This window comes from Streptomyces sp. KR55, assembly GCF_052245645.1.
In the GTDB taxonomy this organism is placed as follows: Bacteria; Actinomycetota; Actinomycetes; order Streptomycetales; family Streptomycetaceae; genus Streptomyces; species Streptomyces flavusporus.
The window spans coordinates 1-20846 of the sequence record NZ_JBQQCE010000147.1; the positions used below are offsets into that span (position 1 = coordinate 1).

General features: G+C 66.4%; 18 protein-coding genes and 2 pseudogenes. 4 read left to right on the forward strand and 16 right to left on the reverse strand.

The genetic code is table 11. The features are described 5' to 3' along the window. The 4 genes and pseudogenes from ACTWQJ_RS22100 to ACTWQJ_RS22115 form a co-directional block, all read right to left on the reverse strand. Nucleotides 1–308: pseudogene (locus ACTWQJ_RS22100) on the reverse strand (hypothetical protein); the annotation flags it as partial. A gap of 60 nt (nucleotides 309–368) precedes the next feature. Next, nucleotides 369–875, reverse strand: a complete 507-nt coding sequence (locus tag ACTWQJ_RS22105; RefSeq protein WP_443308343.1) for a SigE family RNA polymerase sigma factor — start codon at nucleotides 873–875, stop codon at nucleotides 369–371. Nucleotides 876–962: 87 nt separating this feature from the next. After that, on the reverse strand, nucleotides 963–1154 hold the full coding sequence (locus tag ACTWQJ_RS22110; protein ID WP_443308344.1) for a hypothetical protein: 192 nt from the start codon (nucleotides 1152–1154) through the stop codon (nucleotides 963–965). 11 nt (nucleotides 1155–1165) lie between these two features. Then, nucleotides 1166–2017, reverse strand: coding sequence for a helix-turn-helix domain-containing protein (locus ACTWQJ_RS22115; RefSeq protein ID WP_443308345.1), 852 nt, complete (start codon nucleotides 2015–2017; stop codon nucleotides 1166–1168). Nucleotides 2018–2285: 268 nt separating this feature from the next. On the opposite strand from ACTWQJ_RS22115, the gene ACTWQJ_RS22120 reads away from it, so the two are divergent. Continuing rightward, nucleotides 2286–2780, forward strand: a complete 495-nt coding sequence (locus tag ACTWQJ_RS22120) for an ATP-binding protein (protein WP_443308346.1) — start codon at nucleotides 2286–2288, stop codon at nucleotides 2778–2780. A 1503-nt stretch (nucleotides 2781–4283) separates the two neighbouring features. Here ACTWQJ_RS22120 and ACTWQJ_RS22125 read toward each other — a convergent pair. From ACTWQJ_RS22125 to ACTWQJ_RS22180, 12 genes and pseudogenes are all read right to left on the reverse strand, one after another. Continuing rightward, nucleotides 4284–4652, reverse strand: coding sequence for a hypothetical protein (locus ACTWQJ_RS22125; protein ID WP_443308347.1), 369 nt, complete (start codon nucleotides 4650–4652; stop codon nucleotides 4284–4286). Nucleotides 4653–4765: 113 nt separating this feature from the next. Continuing rightward, nucleotides 4766–5230, reverse strand: coding sequence for a hypothetical protein (locus ACTWQJ_RS22130; RefSeq protein WP_443308348.1), 465 nt, complete (start codon nucleotides 5228–5230; stop codon nucleotides 4766–4768). A 331-nt stretch (nucleotides 5231–5561) separates the two neighbouring features. Continuing rightward, nucleotides 5562–5960, reverse strand: coding sequence for a hypothetical protein (locus ACTWQJ_RS22135; protein ID WP_443308349.1), 399 nt, complete (start codon nucleotides 5958–5960; stop codon nucleotides 5562–5564). Between the two features lie 61 nt (nucleotides 5961–6021). Further along, the gene (locus ACTWQJ_RS22140) at nucleotides 6022–6483 is read right to left on the reverse strand and encodes a barstar family protein (RefSeq protein WP_443308350.1); all 462 of its coding nucleotides are present in this window, start codon (nucleotides 6481–6483) and stop codon (nucleotides 6022–6024) included. Between the two features lie 25 nt (nucleotides 6484–6508). Further along, a pseudogene (locus tag ACTWQJ_RS22145) lies at nucleotides 6509–7156 on the reverse strand (DUF4291 domain-containing protein). A 379-nt stretch (nucleotides 7157–7535) separates the two neighbouring features. Beyond that, nucleotides 7536–12053, reverse strand: coding sequence for a putative T7SS-secreted protein (locus tag ACTWQJ_RS22150; protein ID WP_443308352.1), 4518 nt, complete (start codon nucleotides 12051–12053; stop codon nucleotides 7536–7538). A gap of 13 nt (nucleotides 12054–12066) precedes the next feature. Then, complete coding sequence (locus ACTWQJ_RS22155) at nucleotides 12067–12552, reverse strand: hypothetical protein (protein WP_443308353.1); 486 nt, start codon at nucleotides 12550–12552, stop codon at nucleotides 12067–12069. Beyond that, nucleotides 12549–13037 (reverse strand): SseB family protein, encoded by a 489-nt coding sequence (locus ACTWQJ_RS22160; protein WP_443308354.1) that lies wholly within the window; start codon nucleotides 13035–13037, stop codon nucleotides 12549–12551. The genes ACTWQJ_RS22155 and ACTWQJ_RS22160 overlap by 4 nt, the downstream gene beginning before the upstream one ends. 122 nt (nucleotides 13038–13159) lie before the next feature. Beyond that, nucleotides 13160–14821 carry a chitinase gene (locus ACTWQJ_RS22165; protein WP_443308355.1) on the reverse strand — a complete coding sequence of 554 codons (1662 nt, stop codon included), beginning with the start codon at nucleotides 14819–14821 and terminating at the stop codon, nucleotides 13160–13162. Between the two features lie 180 nt (nucleotides 14822–15001). Next, entirely contained in the window at nucleotides 15002–15427 is a 426-nt protein-coding gene (locus ACTWQJ_RS22170; RefSeq protein ID WP_443308356.1) for a DUF3592 domain-containing protein, read from the reverse strand. Between the two features lie 3 nt (nucleotides 15428–15430). Next, nucleotides 15431–15985: a hypothetical protein gene (locus ACTWQJ_RS22175; protein ID WP_443308357.1), complete on the reverse strand. Its 555-nt coding sequence runs from the start codon at nucleotides 15983–15985 to the stop codon at nucleotides 15431–15433. 21 nt (nucleotides 15986–16006) lie between these two features. After that, nucleotides 16007–17569 carry a Flp family type IVb pilin gene (locus tag ACTWQJ_RS22180; protein WP_443308358.1) on the reverse strand — a complete coding sequence of 521 codons (1563 nt, stop codon included), beginning with the start codon at nucleotides 17567–17569 and terminating at the stop codon, nucleotides 16007–16009. Between the two features lie 363 nt (nucleotides 17570–17932). On the opposite strand from ACTWQJ_RS22180, the gene ACTWQJ_RS22185 reads away from it, so the two are divergent. From ACTWQJ_RS22185 to ACTWQJ_RS22195, 3 genes are all read left to right on the forward strand, one after another. Continuing rightward, the gene (locus ACTWQJ_RS22185) at nucleotides 17933–18754 is read left to right on the forward strand and encodes a hypothetical protein (protein ID WP_443308361.1); all 822 of its coding nucleotides are present in this window, start codon (nucleotides 17933–17935) and stop codon (nucleotides 18752–18754) included. A 118-nt stretch (nucleotides 18755–18872) separates the two neighbouring features. Beyond that, entirely contained in the window at nucleotides 18873–19580 is a 708-nt protein-coding gene (cpaB, locus tag ACTWQJ_RS22190; protein WP_443308359.1) for a Flp pilus assembly protein CpaB, read from the forward strand. A gap of 7 nt (nucleotides 19581–19587) precedes the next feature. Next, on the forward strand, nucleotides 19588–20841 hold the full coding sequence (locus tag ACTWQJ_RS22195) for an AAA family ATPase (RefSeq protein WP_443308360.1): 1254 nt from the start codon (nucleotides 19588–19590) through the stop codon (nucleotides 20839–20841). Nucleotides 20842–20846 lie beyond the last annotated feature (5 nt).

Consider the following 20846-nt stretch of genomic DNA (forward strand, 5'->3'; position numbering starts at 1 on the left):
GGGGCGGACGTGGACGAGGCGGGCGCCGGGGAGCCGTTCCGCCCCACAGACTGCTGCGAGGTCCCGCCGCCGTCCGTACCGTTCCCGGGCAGGACCAGCGCCCCGGCCACGCCCACGAGGGCGATGCTCGCGACGCCGCCGACGACCGCGGCCCGGCGGCGCAACCGCAGCCTGCGCCCGCGGGCCTGACCGGCGGCGATCAGGGCGGGGCGATCAGTGTCGAAGGTGTCCCCGGTCTGCCGCAGGGCTGCGCCGAGCCGGTCCTCGAAGGGGTCGTCGAAGGGGTCGTCGTGGTGTGGAGTGGGCATGGCGAATCACCGTTTCTCAAGACGCACAGATGAAGTGAGGCGTAAGGGGTCAGGGGCGCTTCAGTGGGTCGCGTACTCGCCGAGGTCCTCGCCCAGGAGCTCACGCATCCGGGCGAGCGCACGGACACAACGCGTCCGCACGGCAGCGGAACTGGCGTTGAGTACGTCGGCGGTCTCCTCGATGCTGCGGTCCTCCCAGTAGCGCAGCACGACCACCGCCCGGTCCTTGGCAGGCAGCCGGGCGAGGGCTTCCAGCAGGGTCAGCCGCAGGGAGGCGTCACCGGCGCCCGCGTCGGGCCGGTCCGGCAGTACGTCCATGGCGCGCTCGGTACTGCTCCGCCGCCGCTGATGGGCGAGGAACGTACGGGTCAGCACGGTCTGCGCGTACGCGGCGGGGTTCCCGACCCGCGCAACGCGCCCCCATCTGACGTACAGCCGCCCGAGGGTCTCCTGCACCAGATCCTCGGCGAGATGCGTGTCCCCCGCGGTGAGCAGACACGCAGACCGGTACAGATGCCCGGCGCGTGCCGCCGCGAACTCCGCATACGCGTCTCCGCGGACCTGCATCGTCGTCCCCCCGTCGTAGCGCCGTCACTTCATTGATGCGGCGGGCCCGGGGAAATGTTTCACGCCGGCCTCACGTTTTTCGAAGTCTCAGAGCAGGTGGTCGGCCTTCCCGGCCTTGATGTCGAGGATGAGGCGGCGGAGAGCTTCACGGCTGTCGGTGAGGTAGGCGTCCTCGGCACCGGCGACGGCTATGTAGGCGTTGCCTTGGGGGTCGGTGCCGATGCGGAAGCAGCTGGCTCCCTCGCCGCAGAACGGCTCTTCCCAGGCGATGTCGTTCATCGGGGGTCTCCTCACAGACTGTTGGCGATGTCCCGAATGAAGTCGCGCGACTCCTCCTGTGACAGCGCGATGCGCTCCATCCAGTCCAGGTGCGTACGGTACTTGGCCAACTGCGTGTCCCCACTGAGGAATTCCGGCCCGTGACTGCTGTCGATCTGAACGGTGTCCAGCTGGGGAACCGGACCCTCGAGGAAGTTGAAGGTCTGCCCCGAGCCGGGGAACGTACCGGCGGCGAACGGAATCACCAGCAGCCGTACTGCAGGTCGCTCCGAGACGGCCAGCAGATGCTCGAGCTGAGCGCGAGCCACCTTCCGCCCGCCGAACTGCATACGCAGAGCGGCCTCGTGCACAACGGCGACGTACTCGGTCGGGTCGTCGCCGTCCAGCACTTGCTGCCGCTCCACGCGGTACGCCAGTCGCAGCGCGACTTCGTGCTCGGGAAGCGGCGGCAGTACGGCCCGGAAGAGCTCGAGCGCGTGGTCGCTGGTCTGCAGCAGGCCGGGGATGTGGGCGATATGGGCCGTCCGCATCCGTGTCGCGAACGCCTCGAACTCGGCGATGTCCAGCAGCCCGGCAGCGAGTGAGCCCCGATAACGCTCCCACCAGCCACGCCCGTTGGGCCGGGCCATGCTCACCAGAGCTTCCACATACGCCTGGTCCGAGCAGTCGCAGTTGCAGGCGAGGGTGCGCAGCCGCTCCTCGCTGATGGTGCGGATGCCCGTCTCGATGTTGGAGATCTTCGCCCGGTCGAGGCCGAGCAGCCCAGCAGCCTGGTCGGCCGTTATCCCCGCCGCCACCCGCATCTTCCGCAACTCGCTGCCCAGACGCTTCTGACGCTCGGTGGGTGTCGTCCTCGGTGGCATGCCTTTCCTTCCCTGCAGCTCGTCAGCAGTCTGCCGCCAACCGGCGCCGACGACCTACGATCGGGTCAATTTCTCCAAGTGCGTGGCAATGTAACCAAGTGACATCCTACAGTCAGTGACGCACCTGCTACTCGCGGCAGTTGGCAGTGCATCGCGCGAGCCTGCCCGCAACCTCCTGCCCTGGGAGGGGCGGCCCGCGCCAGGGAGACGAGCCACCGACTGCTGCCCACCCCCCACTGGAACAACCGCACTGGAACAAGGAGCCCGCATGCCGGCATCTCGCTGCCCCCTCGCCCCCACCTACCCGGCGGACCCCACCGCCCCCACCCCCGAAACCCTGGCCTACAGCTTCACGCTCCCCGCAGCGCTGGCCAGCCCGGCGTTGGCAAGGGCGGCGACGAGGGAGGTCCTGAGGGCACACGGCCTGACGGACATGCTGGACCCGGCGCTACAGGCGGTAGGCGAACTGACGGCGACGGCCTGCCAGTTCACGGAGTCGCAGGACTACTACCTCTCCCTCCGCTACCGAGCCGACACCCTCCGCCTCATCGCATACGACAGCCACCCCCGCCACACCCAACCCCACCTGGCCACGGCCTGCGACACCCGCCGCCGCGCGGCCCTCCGCGTCCTCGCCTGCGTGTGCCGAGCCTGCAACGGCGACTGGGGCTTCGGCGAAGCCCGAGAACCAGGCGGCGGAACGCGAATGTGGGCGACGCTACCGAGGACGGGGACGGCGACGTACGGCAAGCTCCCCAGCTGACCGCCGTTTCCAAGTGACCGTCGGGGCCGCCCGCTTCTTGGCCAGTGTCGTGCTTCCACGACCCGAGTAAAGGGCGCTCCACTCCGCTGCGCTGCGTTCCGCGTCGCCTTCGGCGATGGCCCTGCGGGCCACCCTTGACTCGCCTCGCTCCAGCCCGGGTGAGAAGCGAGCGAGCGGCCCGGAAAGGCGGGTGGCCGAGGCAAGCGGCCATCTCTGTCGGCTGAGGGGTTGGCGGGCGCGGTCGCGCCTCGCATGCACGCCGGGTGGGCTTGGCGGCTACCGGCTCGTGGTGATGCGGGCGGGCGCGGTGGCGGGGTGGCGGGACGCCGGCTCGGCTCAGCGGCGATGGGTGGGTGTGGGGTGGCGGTCGCGTCAGTGGGGTGGGCGCCTGCTCGGTTCAGCGGCGTGCGGGCGGTGGGTGGCTGAGGGCGCGCCGGGTGGTCGGGGCAGGCCGGGTCGACTTGGTGGCCTTCGCGGGAGGCGGGGGCCGGGGCCCTCGCCCGGGCCCGTCGCGGACTCACCGGTGGCCCTGGCCGGTCTCGGATGTCACACCAGCCTCATGGATCCCACCCCAGCAGGTAATTGGCTGGTTTTGGTCACTGGCAAGAAGTTCCCACCTGGGCTTTCGCTCCCACTGGGTGTCCCAAAGCGGCCAATTACTGTTCCAGCGCCCGGCATCGGAGTCCGAGGCACGGGCCATCAGGCAGAGACTGCCCCGCCCCCAGACGCTGCCACCGACGACCCTCCGCCCGCCAGCCGCTGAGTCGACCCGGAGTGCCCCCACCCACGCCCCCCACCGGCCGCAAGCCGCCAAGCCCAGCCGGCGTGCCTGCGAGGCGCTGACGCGCCCCCAACCCCGGCCAGCCCCCCAGCCCACCCGCATGGTCGGCCGACCTGGGGCACCCGCCTTTCCGGGCCGCTCGCTCGCTTCTCACCCGTGCTGGAACGAGCCGAGTCAAGGGGCGGCCGCAGGCCGATCGGCGCAGCCGACGCGGAGCATAAGCGGAGCGCCCTTTACTCGGGTCGTGGAAGCACGACACTGACAAAGAAGCGGGCGGCCCCGACGGCAACTTCACCAACAAGCGCCCAGACTCTCTGGCCTCCTGTGGGTGCTGGATGCGTGGGCAGGTTCACTACCCGACCAATCGCGAGAACATTCGCATCCAGTGGAGAATGCGCGACGCATCCAAGTCAGCGAGAAACATGTGATGGCCGTTTCCCTCAAGTCGAATGCTGATCATGTTTAGCGTGTGGTCGGGGTAGTCCTCCAGGAAAGATACAAGAGCCATGGTGTCTGCCTCGAGCAAGGAGCCAGGCTCTGTCCGCCTGAGTCTACGTCGGTATAGATACAGGAAGTTGTCTCGTGAGACCTCGCCGACATCGGCAGACGTGATGTGTTCTGCTGCATTCAGCAATTCCTGCGAACATACCCCCTCCTGTGCTGCCGCAGCGAGAAGTCCTCTTACCCTGTCCTCGTCCATGGTCCTCCGTTGATGCTGACTTCTACTCCCGGGCGAGGATGCTTCGCTTCTCCATCTGGTACGTATGGAGAGCCTCGGTGTCGTGCTCATAGTAAGCCGCCCAGAAGCCCGGGCGGCTCCAGGACTCCGGCCGCAATGCGAAGGAACCGGTGTTGAACTGAAAATATCGCCATGTGGGTGGAATCGAGTTCGAAGTCACTGTGAAGGCTCGGCTGTCGAAGAGGGCAGAGTCCTCGCCCTCGATGAACTCAATCCTGAAAAGAGCACTCTTGCCAAGAGGGGTGAACACTTCGAGTACGACGTACTCATTTCCCTCTTCGAGTGCGTCGGTTCCTTGCAGGACTTGCTGGTCATCGGTTTCCGGAGGCGCGTATCGGACGCGCAGTTTCATCACCTTCTATTCATGACGACTTTGTGATATTCCGGCGGGATGCGGATGTGGGTGATGTTGCCGACGGCCCGCACGTCCGCTACATCCTCGAGTAGAACCATTTGAGTTTCGGATCAATATGGCTCGTCAACATTCCACTCGAAGGGGAGATCTGTTTCGCAAAGAGCGCAGAAGAAATAGGAATCCTTCACCACGTTGATCTCAAGACAGGCAATGCAGCGGCGAAACGTGAAAGACTCCGTAAACCTCGAAGGGCATCCAATCCCGATATGTCTGATGGAATCTCTAACCGCTGCCCAGGAAGTCAGATCAGGGCAGTAGCCGGTTGAGTAATTGCTCACGCTGGACACTTGCCATGCCCCCGCATGACGAGAAAAGGAAATCTCCCCGGCAGCTAGAACCAGGTGCCCTCCAGCACATGCGACGTGCTCGCTCCGGCGGGGAGCCAGCAGCAGGATCCCACCGCAATTGACCGTGAAAGTGAATGGTTCGTCGCGCTCCACCAGGGGTTTGGAGGCGATCCATGATTCCACTTCCTCGGGTACGCGAATCGGTGTGCCCATGGGGTTGTCGCGCACTGCTTCCCTGATCTCCTGGGGGCCAACATATCGATATGGTCGGTGTCGTCGCGAGATCATTTGGAGTCTCTCAGGGGTTTGGGAGTTCCAGGTCCCCAGGATTACCACCCTGTAAAGAAGTGATGCTCTTTCAAGATGAGGCCGCGTGGCCCCATCGAAGTTCCAGCATCAGCGATTCGTGCCAGTTCTTGTTCGAGGCCACATTTCTGGATAGTCGACTCCCAGTTGATCTGGCCATCTTCGGTCATTCTGTGCGTTCCTATCATGATCCCCAGTCTTCCTTGTAGAAGAAGTGATGATCGCCTCCAGGTTTGTCGATGGCGTCTCTGAATCACTCTTCCGGAATGGGAATCTGCCGCAGGTGCTGGATGATGAGTTTGAAATCTGCCAGCGCTTTGAGGCAAAACTCCTGATCTTGGAAATTGATGGAGTGTACGACGTCACTGAAGGCGGGGTTGGCGAGTCCTTGGGCCTCGCGCAGAGCCCGGGTCGGCACTAGAACCCAGTTTCTCCTTGTCCTGTCGAGTGTCCAGTCAACTTGCGTCGGCAGCGCTCTTACGGCATCTTCTATGAGTTCTGCGACCCCTTCGCGGGGAGACGTGTAGCGCCATCCCATGTAAGGCATCTGTAGATAACCGTATGTGGGATTGCGCTCGACAGGCAATTTAAACCATGCAAGTTCTCCGAACTTGCTGAGCACTTGCATTGCCTGTTCGCCGCGGGTCGACATGGTACTCCAGTCACGCGTTACCAGATGGTCCAGAGTATCCCCCGCTCGGGAAGATAATCTTCTACGCGCGGGAAATTTCATTCGTCAGTTCCGTACGGCTGTCTGGGTCGCATAGAAGTACCACGTGAAGGGTGACTTTCTCCCTCTCCGGGAACCAGGGCTTTGCTGCCCAGTACTTGGCGGACTCCGAGAGAATCCGGAAGAAGATGTCGCGCTCTTCGGGGTTCTCGGAGAGGATGCACTCGGAGTTATCGATGGTCAATAGGTATCGCGTAGCCCTCAGCCAGCCGAGATCAAACAGGCAGTCCCGCAGCGCATTCCAGTTCCAGCCGAAATAGTCCGGTAGGCGGAGAGTTTCGTAGAACTGGGTGAACACCCCATCCGTGTCCCCCATTGCCCGCCCGTGCATCCTGGCTGAATAGATCGTTCCACTCGGCGGAAGTGCTTCCACAGTCGAAATTGTTGAATCGGTGGGGATGACTTGAATCCAAGGTGCCTTGTCGGACGACCAGAGTTCGCTCATCGGCACGTCTCCGTGATGATTGGGGTTATCCGTCTGCCCCGATCCTCCGCCGGATCTGTTCTGGAAGCGGATAGTGCTGCTCGGTAGGGATTTTCCGGATTGCTTCCGTAGTATGTCCGTCACGAATATCGGAGTAGATGGATCGGGCATGCTCCGTAACGTCTTTGATGCCGATGATCCAGTCGTGAACATAGAGCTCTACTGTCTCTCCAGAGAGGCCGATCTGGATCGCTCGCGTGGGCAGCGGATCGAGGGAAAGCGACCGGTCCGGGTCCCATTGGATCCGCACAGGACTTTCCTTGACTTCCTGTCGCCAGGAATCCTCGTCCGGGTGCACCTGACGATCGAAGTGGCTCAGTGACGAGTGAGCCAGCGCTCATTCAAAGCCTGCTCGGGAGATCTCGACGGCGAGCACATGCTCTTGGTTCGGCTTGGACGCCCACCCTGAGCGGTACATCATCCACAGGAAAGAAGGCTTGATCCAGGTCATCCGCTCTTTCTTGAACGGCGCCACGAAGGTCCCCGCGTGCACGGCTCGCTCCGCGATTTCCCTGGGATATGCCTGGTACACCGTAATGCTGAAATCCCCGAAGCAGGCTTTCACCAATCGCTTCGGCTCCCCCACCTCGACCGGAATTTGATGTCTCTGTCCATTCGACCCTTCGTGCATCATATTCCATGCTCTTCGGGGGATTGGTGGCTAGCTGTCTCGCTCGTATCATTCGCCATGGAATGTATGGGAAATTTCCATTGGTTACGGAAATTCTGTCGCGGCAGAGGTGATCGTGAGGCCTTTATTTAGCATCGCGACCCCTTCCCCGGATAGGTGAACCATGGCGCTGTGGGGCGGATCAATGAAATCCACTCGAGATCTATAGCGCTCAATCCAGTCCAGAACGACATAGGCCTGTTTCCCTCCATGGCCGACCGCAGGCCCGATGTCGAATGACTGACCCGGACGCACGATGCCACCAACACACCGAACGATGCAGGTGGCTTCGTGGGAGCTCCTTTCCTCTACAGAGAAGATCTGAATTTGGCCTGGGTTTGATTTATCCATGTTTATATGCCTCTGCGACAAATTGTGCTATTTGATCTGGTGAGAGTTTTGGCACGTCCCACTCCAGGGCGTCACTGATACCTCCATAGGTGTTTACCTTGGGTATGTGGATGCCCATGCCTGCCAGGATATCCTGGGCGGCACTCACCGGCAGTTCGATGCTGGCGCGGCGGGCGAGTTCAGATGCAGGGAGCCCCACGGCGATTTCCGCTTCAGCTCGAATGACGCCCCTCTCGGTAGGTACACCGTCAAGCGCGCTGCGGGGGAATAGCTGGACTACGGCTTCGCCAAATTGTTCTGAGTGTCTGGCGAAGGTTGTTGCCACGCCTGGATCAGTCGACGTAGGGGTGTATCCAGAACTTTGCGCACCCTCGCTGGCGTCAAAGCCTCGGGTGGTTCCTCGGAAGAGATGCTCCTCCTCGGGGCATCCGGTCGGTGCCAGTCCTAGCGGGTCGGTCCACGTATTTGGATTACGGACATATGAGACAGGGTTCGGTGAGGGTTCGAGCCCGAGGGGATCCGCCGTGAGGTATCGGGCGGTCTCCGGGTCGTAGTGCCGGAAGTAGTTGTAGTGGAGGCCTGTCTCGGGGTCGTAGTACTGGCCCGGGAAGCGGAGTGGGGTGTAGGCCGTGCTGTTCGCGGCCCAGGCCGTGGTGCCCCACAGGGTGCTGCGTGTTCTCCACGCGATCTCGCCTCGCTCGTCCACGAGTTCGCTCGGCGTGCCTACCAGGTCGGTGATGATCGCGAAGAAGCGGGAGTCGATTTCCTCCTGGGGCGCCTCCGCCGCTGTGATGCGCTCCGTCTGTGCGATGGGGCGTAGGCCCTGGTGGTCCCAGGTGAGGGTGACTGGGTTCGGCAAAGCCGGTGACGTTGTTGTCTGTTCGCAGAGGGTCGTGCCGTCCCAGGTGAAATCGACGCGTTCCAGGATCGTTTCGCCGTCGTCCGTCAGGCGGAGTTTCGCCGTGCGGCGGCCCAGGGGGTCGTACTTGTAGCGCCACAGCATGCCGTCCGGTGTGACCACCGACGTCAGGCGGTCCTCTGCGTCCCATTCGTAGCGCCAGGTGTCCGGTTTGCGGGACAGGCGGGTTTTCTGGCGGAGGGTGATGCGGCCCAGGTCGTCGTGCTCGTAGCGGACCTTGCCTGCGCGGGTGATGCGCGTGCCCGTGTACTCACGTGGGCCCGTCGCCTCCCCGCCCGGGTGAGACGCCGGCCAGGACGCCGAGGTCTGGTTGCCCGCCTCGTCGTACGCGTACGTCTCCGTCCAGTTCGCCGCGTGCACCGCCGTCACCCGGCCCGTCGCGTCCAGGTCGAAGCGGCGGGGACCGGAGAGGTGGTCGTCGATGCCGATCAGGTTGCCGTCGGCGCGGTACGTGTACGCGCGGTGCTGGACCGGGGTGTGGTCGTTCCCGCCCGTCACCGACTGGGTCGTCAGGCGGCCGAGGGTGTCGAAGGTGTGCTCCAGGGTGACCGTCTCGCCGACCCGGCGGGCGAGTTCGCGGCCCGCCGGGTCGTAGGAGAAGTCGATCGTCCGGCCGGAGACCAGCATCCTGGTGCGGCGTCCGGTCTCGTCGTAGGACCAGGTTGTCGTCGCGCCGGTCGGGGTCGTACGGCTCGTCCGGCGTCCCAGCTCGTCGTACGTGTACGTCAGTGCCCGGCCGTTGACCGCTTCCGAGATCACCCTGCCGTAGTCGTCCCGGAGCACCGTCAGCGTCGTGCCGTCCGGGCCCGTCGCCTCCGCCAGCTGGTCCGTCGTGTCGTATGTGTACGTCGTGACCTGGCTCGCCGCGTCCTTCCGCACCACCTGGCCCAGTGCGTTGCGCTCGTACGACACCACCTGGCCCAGTGCGTTCCTGCGAGAGGTCAGGCGGCCCGCCGCGTCGTGCGTGTACGTGAGTGTGCGGTCGTCGAAGTCCGTCTCGGCGGTCAGGCGGCCGGCCGGGTCGTACTCGTACGTCCACGTCAGGCCCTGCGGGTTCGTGACCTTGGTCAGGCGCAGTTCCAGGTCGTGCTCGAACTCGTAGCGCACGCCGTCCGGGCCCGTGCGGGCCGTCAGCAGGTCGAAGTGGGTGTACTCGAAGTTCGTCACTCCGCCCAGCGGGTCGGTGTGGCTGGTGCAGTTGCCCTCGCCGTCGTACGTCCAGGACTCCGTGGTGCCGTCGGCGGCCGTGCGGCGGGTCAGGCGGCCCTCGACCGTCCACTCCAGGCGAGTCACGGCGCCCGTCGGATCCGTGATTGTGACAGGTCGGCCGAAAGTGTCACGTTCGTAGCGCGTCACCGCGCCGAGCGGGTCCGTGATCTCCAAGGGGAGCCCGGCCTGGTCGCAGCGGACCGTCGTCGTGTGGCCGAGAGGGTCGGTTACGGAGGTGAGGTGGCCTGCCTCGTTGTAGGTGAAGTGGGTCGTCTGGCCCGTTGCCGACGTCACCGACGTCCTGTTGCCGCGTTCGTCGTACGTCTGGTGGGTCTCCGTGCCGTCCGTGCTCACCACCCGTACCGGCAGGCCGAGTTCGTTGTAGTCCGCCGTCGACTCGCGGCCGTCCGGGCGTACGACCGAGATCAGTCGGCCTGCCTCTTCGTAGCGGAATGTCGTCGTGTGGCCCAGCGGATCCGTCCGGGACAGCAAGCGGTGATAGCGGTCCCGTTCGAAGCGGGTCACCGCGCCGACCGGGTCCGTCTCGGCGACGATCTGGCACAGCTCGTTGACGGCATAGCGGTGGACGTGGCCGGCGCCAGTGGTGGCCGTCGTCGTGCGGAGGCCGGTCTGCGGGTCCCGTTCGCCGTAGGAGAGGCGCAGGCTCATGTGGCCTTCGGCGCCGCCTTCCGCGATGCAGCGGTCCCGCTCGTCGTACGTGTACGTGTAGCTGCGGTCGTTGGTGTCGGTCCAGGACGTGATCCGGCCCGCTTCGTCGTACGTGAATCGGAGGGGGCGGCCCGAGGAGTTGATGACCTCGGTCAGGTCGCCCGCCTCGGAATAGCCGTAGCGGATCAGTTCCTGGTCGTCCTCACCGGTGACCAGGTGCAGGGCGGTGATCCGGTGGGCCTCGGTGGTGATCCGGATGCGGTAGCCGCCGCTGTGGGAGAGGGCGGTGGGGGCGCCGGCGGAGTCGTGCTCGAAGGTGATCCAGTTGCCGTTGCGGTCGTCGATCTGCTCCAGCGGCGCGTGGTCGGCGGAGTGCTGGGCGAAGTGCCAGGTACGGCCCGACAGCGGGTCCGTGATGGTGTAACCCTCCGGCTCGGACCGTAGCGGCCAGCGTGGACCTTCGGTCGGCACAGACGTGCCGCCGGTCTCCGGGTGCGGATAGGCCAGGATCAGCCCGTCCTCGTGGACGAACACGATCCGGTCGGTGTCGATCTCCAGGCGCTGGTCCACCGTGGACGACCAGGAGGGGCCGAACCAGCGTCCGGCGCGGTAGCCGGATTCCGCACGGCGCTTGAACAGCAGCGGCAGGATGCCGGGCAGGGTGACGTCCGTCTGCGGCAGGTACATCTTGCCGGTGGCCAGGTCGACGGGGTCGGTGGGGTCGTGATGTGCGGGCGGGGTGTTGTCGCTGTGGGCACCCTGCTCACCGTTGTTGAGATGGTCGCCACCGGTTCCGAGCCCGGTCGGCTTGCCGACCCCGTTGGTGGCGTCGAGGCTCCGCTGCAGGCTGCCGGCTCCTTTCAGGGCCGCCCCGCCTGCGAGACCGGGCCCCATGTAGCCCAGCATCCGCATGGGGTCCTTCTGGAATTCGTCCCAGGTGTTATTGACGCCCTGGTAGAAGTCCTTCGAGAACCCGACCGGGTCCCTGACCGCCCTGATGCCGCCGTCGATGAGCATCGCCCCGTCGTGGAGGTAGGCGTCCCGGTCGTACAGCAGCCGGCCGGGGTTGACCGTCATGGCGAAGTCGAAGAGGTCCTTCGCGCCCTCCTTCGCGCCGCCCCACATCCGCTGCCAGCCGTTCGGCCTCTTCGGTGCCTTCTCGGCGGCCTTGTGCAACTGGCTCTTGGCGGTGCCCGCGGCCTCCTCGACCTCTCCCTTCGCCTTGTTGATCATTCCGACGAGTTCGGACATCAGGGTCTTGCCCGGGTCCTCCTCGGGAGGCTTGGTGGTGGGCGCTTCTCCGGCCTTGACCGCCTTGTTGTAGTCGTCCACGGCTGTCGCGTAGCTGCGCGACAACTCGCGTGCCGTGGGGGCCTCGTGGTCGAGGATCTGCTGGGTCAACCGCTGGGCGCCGTCGAGTACGTCCCGGTAGGCCAGGACCGCCAGGCCGGCCTCGACGAATGCGTTGAGCGCTCCGTCCAGTTCCTTGGGCAGCCGCTTGACCGTGTTGCGGAACTCCTCGGCCGCCTCGCCCTGCCAGGCGTCGGCGCTGAGCTTGCGCAGCTGTTCCGCGCCCTCACCGAAATGGGCCGCCGCGCCGCCCAACTTCTTGATCAGTTCGTCCAGCTCGGACGGCTTGCCGGGCACCCAGTCCTGGACGGTGTCCTCGGGGCCGATCCAGATCCGGCGGAACAGGAACCGCTTCTCCGTCATGCTTCGGTGGCCCCTACTCCTGGCCCTGGTTCCGGCTGTGATCGACCGGGTCGATCCGGCCGCGGAACTGCGTGCGTTCGCCGCCGATGCCCTGGTCCTCCAGCAAGGTGGAGACGGGGTGGTCCTCCTCGTACTGCTTCTGCCGCTGGACCATCATCAGGTCGTACTTCACCTTCGTCTCGGTGACGAGGAAGTCGTTGATCGTCGCGCTCAGGGCGGAGACGATCACGTCCGCGTCCTCGGCGATGCAGCCCAGACCGTGGCACCACTTGTCCAGGAAGTCGTCGACGGCCTGCGACACCTCCTCGGTGCCGGTCTTGGCGACCTCGGTCATGCCGGCGAAGTTGAACTGTTCCTCCGCCTGTTGCTTGGCGATCTTCCGGGCGACGTCCGTCGACTCCGCCAGCGGCCGGGCGATCGACCGGAGGAACTGAACCTCCCACTTGAAATCCCCGCCGTCCGCACCCTTGCGGATCAGCCATCCCTGACCTCCGCTCACGCCGACCTCCCCCGATTCCGATACGAGATGTGCAGCACCGGCTCGGTCTTGGTGGCGGACGACGCCAGCCGCACCGTGTGCTCGGCGGCCGGGTCCAGCCACACATCAACCCCCGGCGGTAGCAGGTTCAGCACGTCCGCACCGGTGGTCGAGAACCAGGCACCCTCGCCCACGAACAGAGCGAATTGCTCCAGTGACGAGAACACGGGCACCAACCGGACCGGCGGGTCAGCCTCTTTGGACGGCCCGTCGATGAGATCCAGGAGCCGGGACCGGGGTGGCGCGTCGTCGCTCCCCGCCGGTACGGGAACCGTCAAGAAGCCGGGTTCCTCGGGACGTTCGCAGTACAGCCGAGCCTGGAGAAATGCCTCGAACACGTCCTGCGGCGACGCCTCCCCACCCTTCGCCCGCCGCACCGCGTCGACCAACTCGGCCGCAACACTGGGCTCTTCCGGTCTTGGTATGTCGCCCCCGTCCGCACACATGTGCCCAAAGATCACACAGGCCGATTACGGAATGCAACGCGGCTTTCCGACAACAACAACGTGATCCCCACGACAGCGCCGGCCGCATCGGGACATGCGGCCGGCGCCAAGGAGAGCGAGGATCACGGCAGTGCGTGCACGTGCGGCCCCACCGCGTTCGACCAGGCGTTCCCCGCCGTCGCGTCCCAGTTTGTCGACCAGGTCATCGCGCCGCGCAGGTCGGGGTACGTCCTCGACGGCTTGAAGGTGCCGCAACCGGTGCCTCTGGTCAGGCAGTCCAGGGCGTTGTTCACGACCGACGGTGACACATACCCACTGCCCGCGGCCCGGGTCGACGCCGGCAACCCCAACCCCACCTGGGACGGAGCCAGACCACCCTCGAGCTGGATGCAGGCCAGCGCGGTCAGGAAGTCCACCGAGCCCTGGCTGTAGACCTTGCCGTCGCAGCCGAGCATCGAACCGCTGTTGTAGTACTGCATGTTGACGACCGTGAGGATGTCCTTCACGTTCAGGGCCGTCTGGAAGTACGAGTTCGACGTCGACTGCATGTCGATGGTCTGCGGGGCCATCGTGAGGATCATCGACGGGCCCGCCTTCGCGGACAGCGAGCGCAGTGCCTGTGTCATGTACGTCGCGTTCAGGCCGTTCTCCAGGTCGATGTCGACGCCGTCGAAGCCGTACGTCTGCATCAGCCCGTACACCGAGTTCGCGAAGTTCGTCGCCGATGTCGCGTCGTTGACCGTGACCGTGCCGCGCTCGCCGCCCACCGAGATGATCACCTTCTTGCCGGCGGCCTGCTTGGCGCGGATGTCGGCCTTGAACTGGTCCACCGTGTAGCCGCCGAGGCCCGCCGAGTCCAGGTTGAAGGTGACCGCGCCCGGTGTCCCCGTCGCGTCGGCGAAGGCCACTGCGATGATGTCGTACTGGGACTGGACGTCCGCCAGCCGCTGCACGGTCGCGCCGTTGTTGAAGTTCTGCCAGTAGCCCGTCACCGCGTGCCGGGGGAGATCGGAGCCGGTGTCGCCCGTCGGTGCCGTGGTTCCTGTCACTGTCGCCGACTTCGGTGACTCACCGGCCGCATTCGTCGCCGTGACCTGGAAGGAGTACGACGTCGAGGCTGCGAGGCCGGTCACCGTCGCTGACGTGCCGGTCACCGCCGTCACCTTCGTGCCGTTGCGGTAGATGTTGTAGCCGGTCGCCCCGGAAACCGGGTTCCACGCCAACGACACGGACGAGGACGTCGTACTCGATACCGAAAGACCGCTCGGCGCGCCCGGGATCGTCGGGGCCGGGTCGCCGCCCCCGCCGCCGTCGGGGCCGTGCACCGAGATGTCGTCGGCGTGGTAGGCCGCCTGGCCGTACCAGCCGTGCGTGTAGATCGTCACCGACCTCGTGGAGGAGCCTGTCGAGAACGTCGTCGACAGTTGTTTCCACGTCGTCGAGTCCGGCGTCCATGTCGACACGTCCGTCGTGCCCGTGCCGGTGACGCCCAGGTAGGTGTAGCCGCCCTGGACCCATCCGCTCAGTGTGTACGTCGAGTTGGGCTGTACCGCCACCGTCTGGGAGCAGCGGGCGTTGTCCTGTCCGGCCGGGGTGGCCTTGAGCGCGGAGGTACCGCCGTGGACCGGGGACGAGACGGTCGTACCGCTGTTCGCTGAACAGGTCCAGTTGCTCAGGCCCGACTCGAAGCCGGCGTTCTTGGCGTTGTTGACGTCGGCGGCGGACGCCTGGCCGATCGTCGGCACGGTGAGGGCGAGAGCGGCGGTCACCGCCCCCGACCACATGCGTATCCGTCTCCGTCTGCGTGCGCGGTCCACTGGGGCCTCCGGTGGGGGAGTGGGGTTGCGATGCGACGGTGGCCACCGTTGGACCTACAAGTTGGTCCAGACCAATTCAACTGTCAAGAGGTCCAGGCCAATTCGCCCGTCAGGAGGCCGGGATCTCCCGCCACGGTTCCGGATGGCTCAGCCTCCGAAGACCTCGTGGAGCAGCAGCGTCGTGAAGCCCAGGGCCGCCATCCCGCAGCCCGCCGTCAGCGCCAGGGACTGCAGGACCGGGGACCAGCTGTCGCGGCCGGCGACCGTTGCCGTTCCCTGGGGGTCGCGGGGGTCGTAGGTGACGGTGACCGGTGTGCCCTTCGTCGTCGACCAGGCCGCCAGGTCCTCGAATTCGACGCGGGTGCCGTCCGCCGTCACGAACGTGAAGAAGTGCCGCTTGGCGTCCGACTCGTGAGGCTCCCATTCCACGCGGACGCATTCACCGTCCGTGCGCACTCCGCGTCGCAGTACGCGCGCGACGGTGAGCAGTCGCCGGGCGTATTTGAGTGACAGTGCGCCGAAGAAGGCGGCCAGGAGGGTGAGGACGACATAGCCGGCGCCGGGGACCTCCATCGGCTAGTGCACCTCCACCGAGTCGATGATCCGGTCCAGGTCCGCGTCCGACAGTTTGCCCTCGGCCGCGTCGATACGGATCGCGAACGTCGTGTCGGTCGAGTCCAGGCCGGTCAGGATCACGCCCTCGATCGGGGTGCCCTTGGGTGGGTCGGAGTCCTCACCGGTGGACTTGAACGTGAAGTCGATCCGCTGGGCGTCGTCCGTGCCGGTCAGCTCCACGTCCTGCTGGCCCCGTACGTCCGCGCCCATCTGGATCCCGGCCTCCGCGCCGATGGCCGCCTGCTCCGCCGAGTTCGCCTGGGTGAAGTCCAGCTGCACGGTGATGAGCGAGACGGTGCGGCCCGATTCCGTCCATACGGCCGCCGCCGCGTTGTGATCGGTGGGGCGCTGCTTCTCGTACGACGGTGGATACGACACGGAGACGCCCTTCGTCTTCAGCGTCCCCCAGCCGTCGGGTACGGAGGCCGCGTCCGAGTCGCCGTTCCCGCAGGCCGTGAGGGCCAGCAGCGCGGCGGCCAGCAGGCCGGCGGTCGCGAGCGTGCGGCGGGTCTTCATCGGCGGGGCTCCTGTCTCGTCTCAGTTCGCACAGTAGCTGTAGGGCACGTACGAGCGGTTGGTGCCGCGGGGTGCACCCAGGAACTGTGCGTCCGTCAGCGTCTCCGACTTCTGCTCGGTGCTGATCGACATACCCAGGCTCAGGCCGAGGTTCAGCTCGAAGCCGTACTCGGCCGCGTTGACCTCACCCGTGTAGATCATCCTGCTCGACCTGCCCTGGTCGAACATCAGCTGACCGAAGGGGTCGTCCGCGCCGGGGCGGGACGTCGGCGCATGGTCGTCGAACATGTACTGGAACGGCGTGGCCGCCTGCTCGTTGGTGCTGTCCAGCCACTGCTCGGCGACCGCCCGGTCCTTGTCACCGGCGGTCCCCGGGTCGAAGGCGACGGTGTGGGTGACGACCTCGATGCCGACCGGACTGTCGGTGCCCTTGGCACCGGCGTTGCCGCCCCGCTTGTCGCCGTCGGACCTGCCGTTGTCGCCGCCCACCTTGGCGCCGTCCTTCTGGCCGCCCTCCTCGACCGTGCGGGTCATGTCGATGCGGACCAGCTTTCCGGTGGCCTTGTCGTAGGTGACGGTGATGGTGCCCGTCTGGATGGTGTGCGCCGAGTACTCGCCGCTGATCGGGCCCGCCTCGTAGCCGGCCTTCGTGCCGTACTCGATGGACGAGGTGTACGTGTACGCCTTGGTGTTCTTGTAGGCGTTGTCGGTCCAGGTCACGTCGGGGGAGTACTTGAAGGTGCCGCCGAGCTGCGCGCTCAGCTTCTGCTCGTCGGCCGCCGAGATCCTCATGCCGCCGGACGCGGAGGCCTCCAGACCCACCTTGCCGTAGGTGATCTGCCGGTTGGTGCCGAGGTTGTTCTCCACTCGCTCGCGGGTCTCCTCCTCGTCCTTCAGGGGCCCTGTTCCGAAGAGGTAGAGGATGCTGTCGCCGACGCCGGCCTCCGCGCCGCCGGGCATGGTCCGCCGCATCTCGTACATCTGCAGCTTCTCGATGTCCTCGCGGAACTTGTCGGCCTCCTCCGGGCTCTCGAAGACCCAGGTGTCCCCGTTGGTGACCTTGATCCCGGCGCCGAGTTCGACCTTGTCGGTGCCGAACCTGCCCACTTTCATTCCGGGTTTGAAGTCCTTCTTCACGCCGACGGACGCCGCGTCCGTGAAGGTCAGATAGACCAGCTCGTCCTTGTCGTCGACCTTTCCGTCGCCGTTGACGTCGGTGTTCGCCCTGAGGTGCTGTTCCTGGAAGCCGTACTCCTTGCCGATCTCCCAGAACAGGATCTTCGCCTTGGAGCCGGCCTTGTCGGTGACCGACGAGATCTGGCACAGCGGTGGTTCGAAGTCGGCGTCGGTGAGCGGTCTGCCCGCCTCGGTGGTCGTTCCGGAGCCGCAGTTGCCGCCGCCGGTCACCTTGCAGATCTGCTCGGCGATCTTGTCGAAGATCGTCTGGCCGATTCCGGTGGCGGTGATGCCGAGGACGATGGCGACGGCCACCGCGATCAGGCCCAGGTACTCGGTGCCGGTGGCTCCCCGGTCATCGGATCTGTACGTCCGTATGTACGCCCGTATGCCGCCCCCGCCCGCCATACGGCACCCCTCCAACCCCTCGGCAACAGCGCCTTTTCGGACGGTGAGCGTAGGTGCGGCGGAGGTCGGGCGGCGTGGGTCCCTGGACCCAAACTTCAGGCCCAGCGTCAGCCCTCTTACCAGGACCCACTCTTTTGGGTTCGGTCGGGATGCTCAACCTGCCCCGATTTGACGTGTCTTGTGCGACGACAGTTGCACGCCAGCTACGGAAACGCTGTTCTCCGGTCATCGAGGCGTGGATACAGTGCTGAGGTAGTCACGCAATGAAGTCACCTCGGTACACCGGAGTTGCGCCGGTGGGCCGACCGGGCGGGAAACGGGGAGCTGCGCGTGCCAACAGCCATTGCCGTGACCAGCGTTGATATGGCCCTGCCGGCGCAGGACGAGCGGACCCTGCCCGCCGTTGTCCTGCAGGACGTGCACCAGCGTCCGCTGGAACAGGCGCTCGCGGAGATGCAGGCGCTGATCGAGACGCACGGGCATGTGATCGTCGTCAGCTCACGTGCCGTCCCCGCCGCGGTGGACCGGCGGTTGCACACCATCCGGTCGATCCTGGAAAGCGACCGGATCGCCCTGTTCCGCCCCGATCTGCCGCCACTCGGAATCGCTGTCCTGGCCCGGCAGTTGAGACAACTCGCCTCCTGCGACCTCAGCCCCGGAGTCCTCGCCTCCGCGGGCCGGCTGCTCACCCATTACATCCACGCCGGCGCCCTCCTCGGCTCCGTGGCCCGGCTCGACCGTGTCCCCGTCAGCCTCAAGTCGCACGCCAAGTCCTGGATGCCGGGCAGCCAGTTCGGCGTGATCGCCCACCCCGAGCCGCAGCTGGTGAAGATCGACCCCCAAGCCACCCTGAGCGGACCGGAGTTCGGCACCTGGATGCTCATCGCCAAGGGCCAGCTCCAGTCCGACTGGGTCACCGCCGCTCTGGCCCCGGCCTGGAAGGTGCAGGGGCTGCGCGAGGCCCAGCTGCCCGCCGAGTCGGCCGGCTGGTGGGGGACCGGCAAACTCATCGAGTTCTGCACCTACCTGCCCGACCTGTCGGTGCTCTACCAGCTGGTCAGCTCGGTACGGCAGGGCCGCTGCCACTGGTGCGGCATCGACGTCATCGGCGACCGGTGTGTGTTCTGCTCCGCCGTCGCACCGGACCACGAGCAGCCCTACGAGAACCAAATCCCCGCGGGGTGAGTCCTGAATCACAGGACACGCACGGGGCCCCGGTACCCCGCGGGGTCGCACACGAGCCCTCACCGCTCACACGAACCCAGCCCACTCGACCGAGATCCCCAATGAGGTTGCACGGTTCATGAACTCCCGTCAGCGCCGCGGCGTGATACTCCTGCTTCTGTCCGTCATCTGCGCCCTCGGCGCGTTCGCGGGCGTCCTGTCCGTCATCAGCGACGTGAAGTCCAAGGTCGGTCCCGAGGTCACCGCGTACCGGCTCAAGGCGGACGTGGAGCCCTACACCACCCTCACCACGGGCCAGTTCGAGAAGATCGAGATGCCCGAGCGCTGGCTGTCGGCCAACGCGGTCACGGATCTCCGGCAGATCGAGGGCAAGATCGCCGTGACGACCCTGCGCGAGGGCTCCCTGCTGCAGAGCGACATGATCGTCGACCAGCCCGCCCTGCAGCCCGGGCAGCAGGAGGTCGCCATCATGATCGATGCGGCGACCGGTGTGGCCGGCAAGATCACGCCGGACTCCACGGTCAACGTGTACGCCACCTTCGCGGGCGAGCGGGAGGGTGACCCCGCTCAGTCCAAGATCATCGTAACAAATGCCCGGGTGATCGACGTCGGCAGGTTGACGTCCCTCAACCCCGACGAGGACGACCGCAGCCGCCGCACCACCGACGCCGTGCCCATCACCTTCGCGCTGTCCACCATCGACGCCCAGCGCCTCACCTACGCCGAGTCGTTCGCCGACCGCGTCCGGCTCGCCCTGGTCGCGCCCGGCAGCGACACCACCGTCCCCGACGAGGACCGCACCTACGAACTCGCGAAGGACAAGTGAGGCCCGTATGCCCACGAGGATCCTGCCGGCGGTCGGCGACGCGGACGCGGTCCGCTCCATCACGACCCTGCTCAGCCAGCTCCCGGACGCCGAGCCGGTGGCCCCGGTGGTCGACTCCACCCAGCTCATCGACACCCTCGCCCGGCTCGCCGCCGAGTCCGTCGACGAACTGCCCGAGGTCGTGGTCGTGCACGAGCGGATCGGCCCCGTCCCGGCACTGGAGCTGATCCGCGAGGTCGCCCTGCGCTTCCCCGCCGTCGGGGTCATCCTCGTCACCTCCGACGCCGGCCCCGGCCTCTTCCAGGCCGCCATGGACTCCGGCGCCCGGGGCCTGGTCGCCCTGCCGCTGAGCTACGAGGAACTCGCCAACCGCGTCCAGGCCGTCGCCCAGTGGTCGGTCGGCGTACGCCGCCACCTCGGCCACACCGGCGACGTGTTCACCGGCGTCGGCGGCACGGTCGTCACGGTCAGCGGCGCCAAGGGCGGAGTGGGCGCGACGGTGACGGCCGTCCAACTGGCGCTGGCCTCCCAGGCGTCGGGCCGCAGCACCGCCCTGGTCGACATGGACCTCCAGACCGGCGACGTCGCCTCCTACCTGGACGTCCAGTTCCGCCGCTCCGTCGTCGACCTCGCCGCCATCACCGACATATCCCCGCGCGTCCTCGCCGACGCCGTCTTCCGGCACGACACCGGCGTCGCCCTGCTGCTCGCCCCCGGCGAGGGCGAACGCGGCGAGGAGGTCACCGACCGGGCCACCCGGCAGATCGTCAGCGCCCTGCGCTCCCGCTACGAGACCGTCGTCATCGACTGCGGCGCCCAGATGAGCGGCGCCGGCGCGGCTGCGGTGGAGATGGCCGACAGGGCGCTGCTGGTCACGACGCCGGACGTGATCGCGGTCCGCGGCGCCAAACGCACCGTACGGATGTGGGACCGGCTGCAGATCCGCAAGGCCGAGGAGACGACCGTCGTCGTCAACCGCCAGTCACGCGCCACGGAGATCCAACCGCCGCTCATACAGAAGATCACCGGCACGCCGGTGGCGGCCACCGCCGTCCCCGCCAACTTCAAGGAACTCCAAGGAGCCGTGGACGCCGGCCGCCTCCACGAGCTGGACAGCAAGAGCGCGGTCAAACAGGCCCTCTGGGGCCTCGCGGGCGAACTCGGGCTGGTCAAGGTCCCCGAGGCCGACCGCAAGGGCAGCCGGCTGCGGGGCGACCGCGGCGCGGTGAGCTTCCGGAGACGGAAGGACGGAGGGGGATGAACATG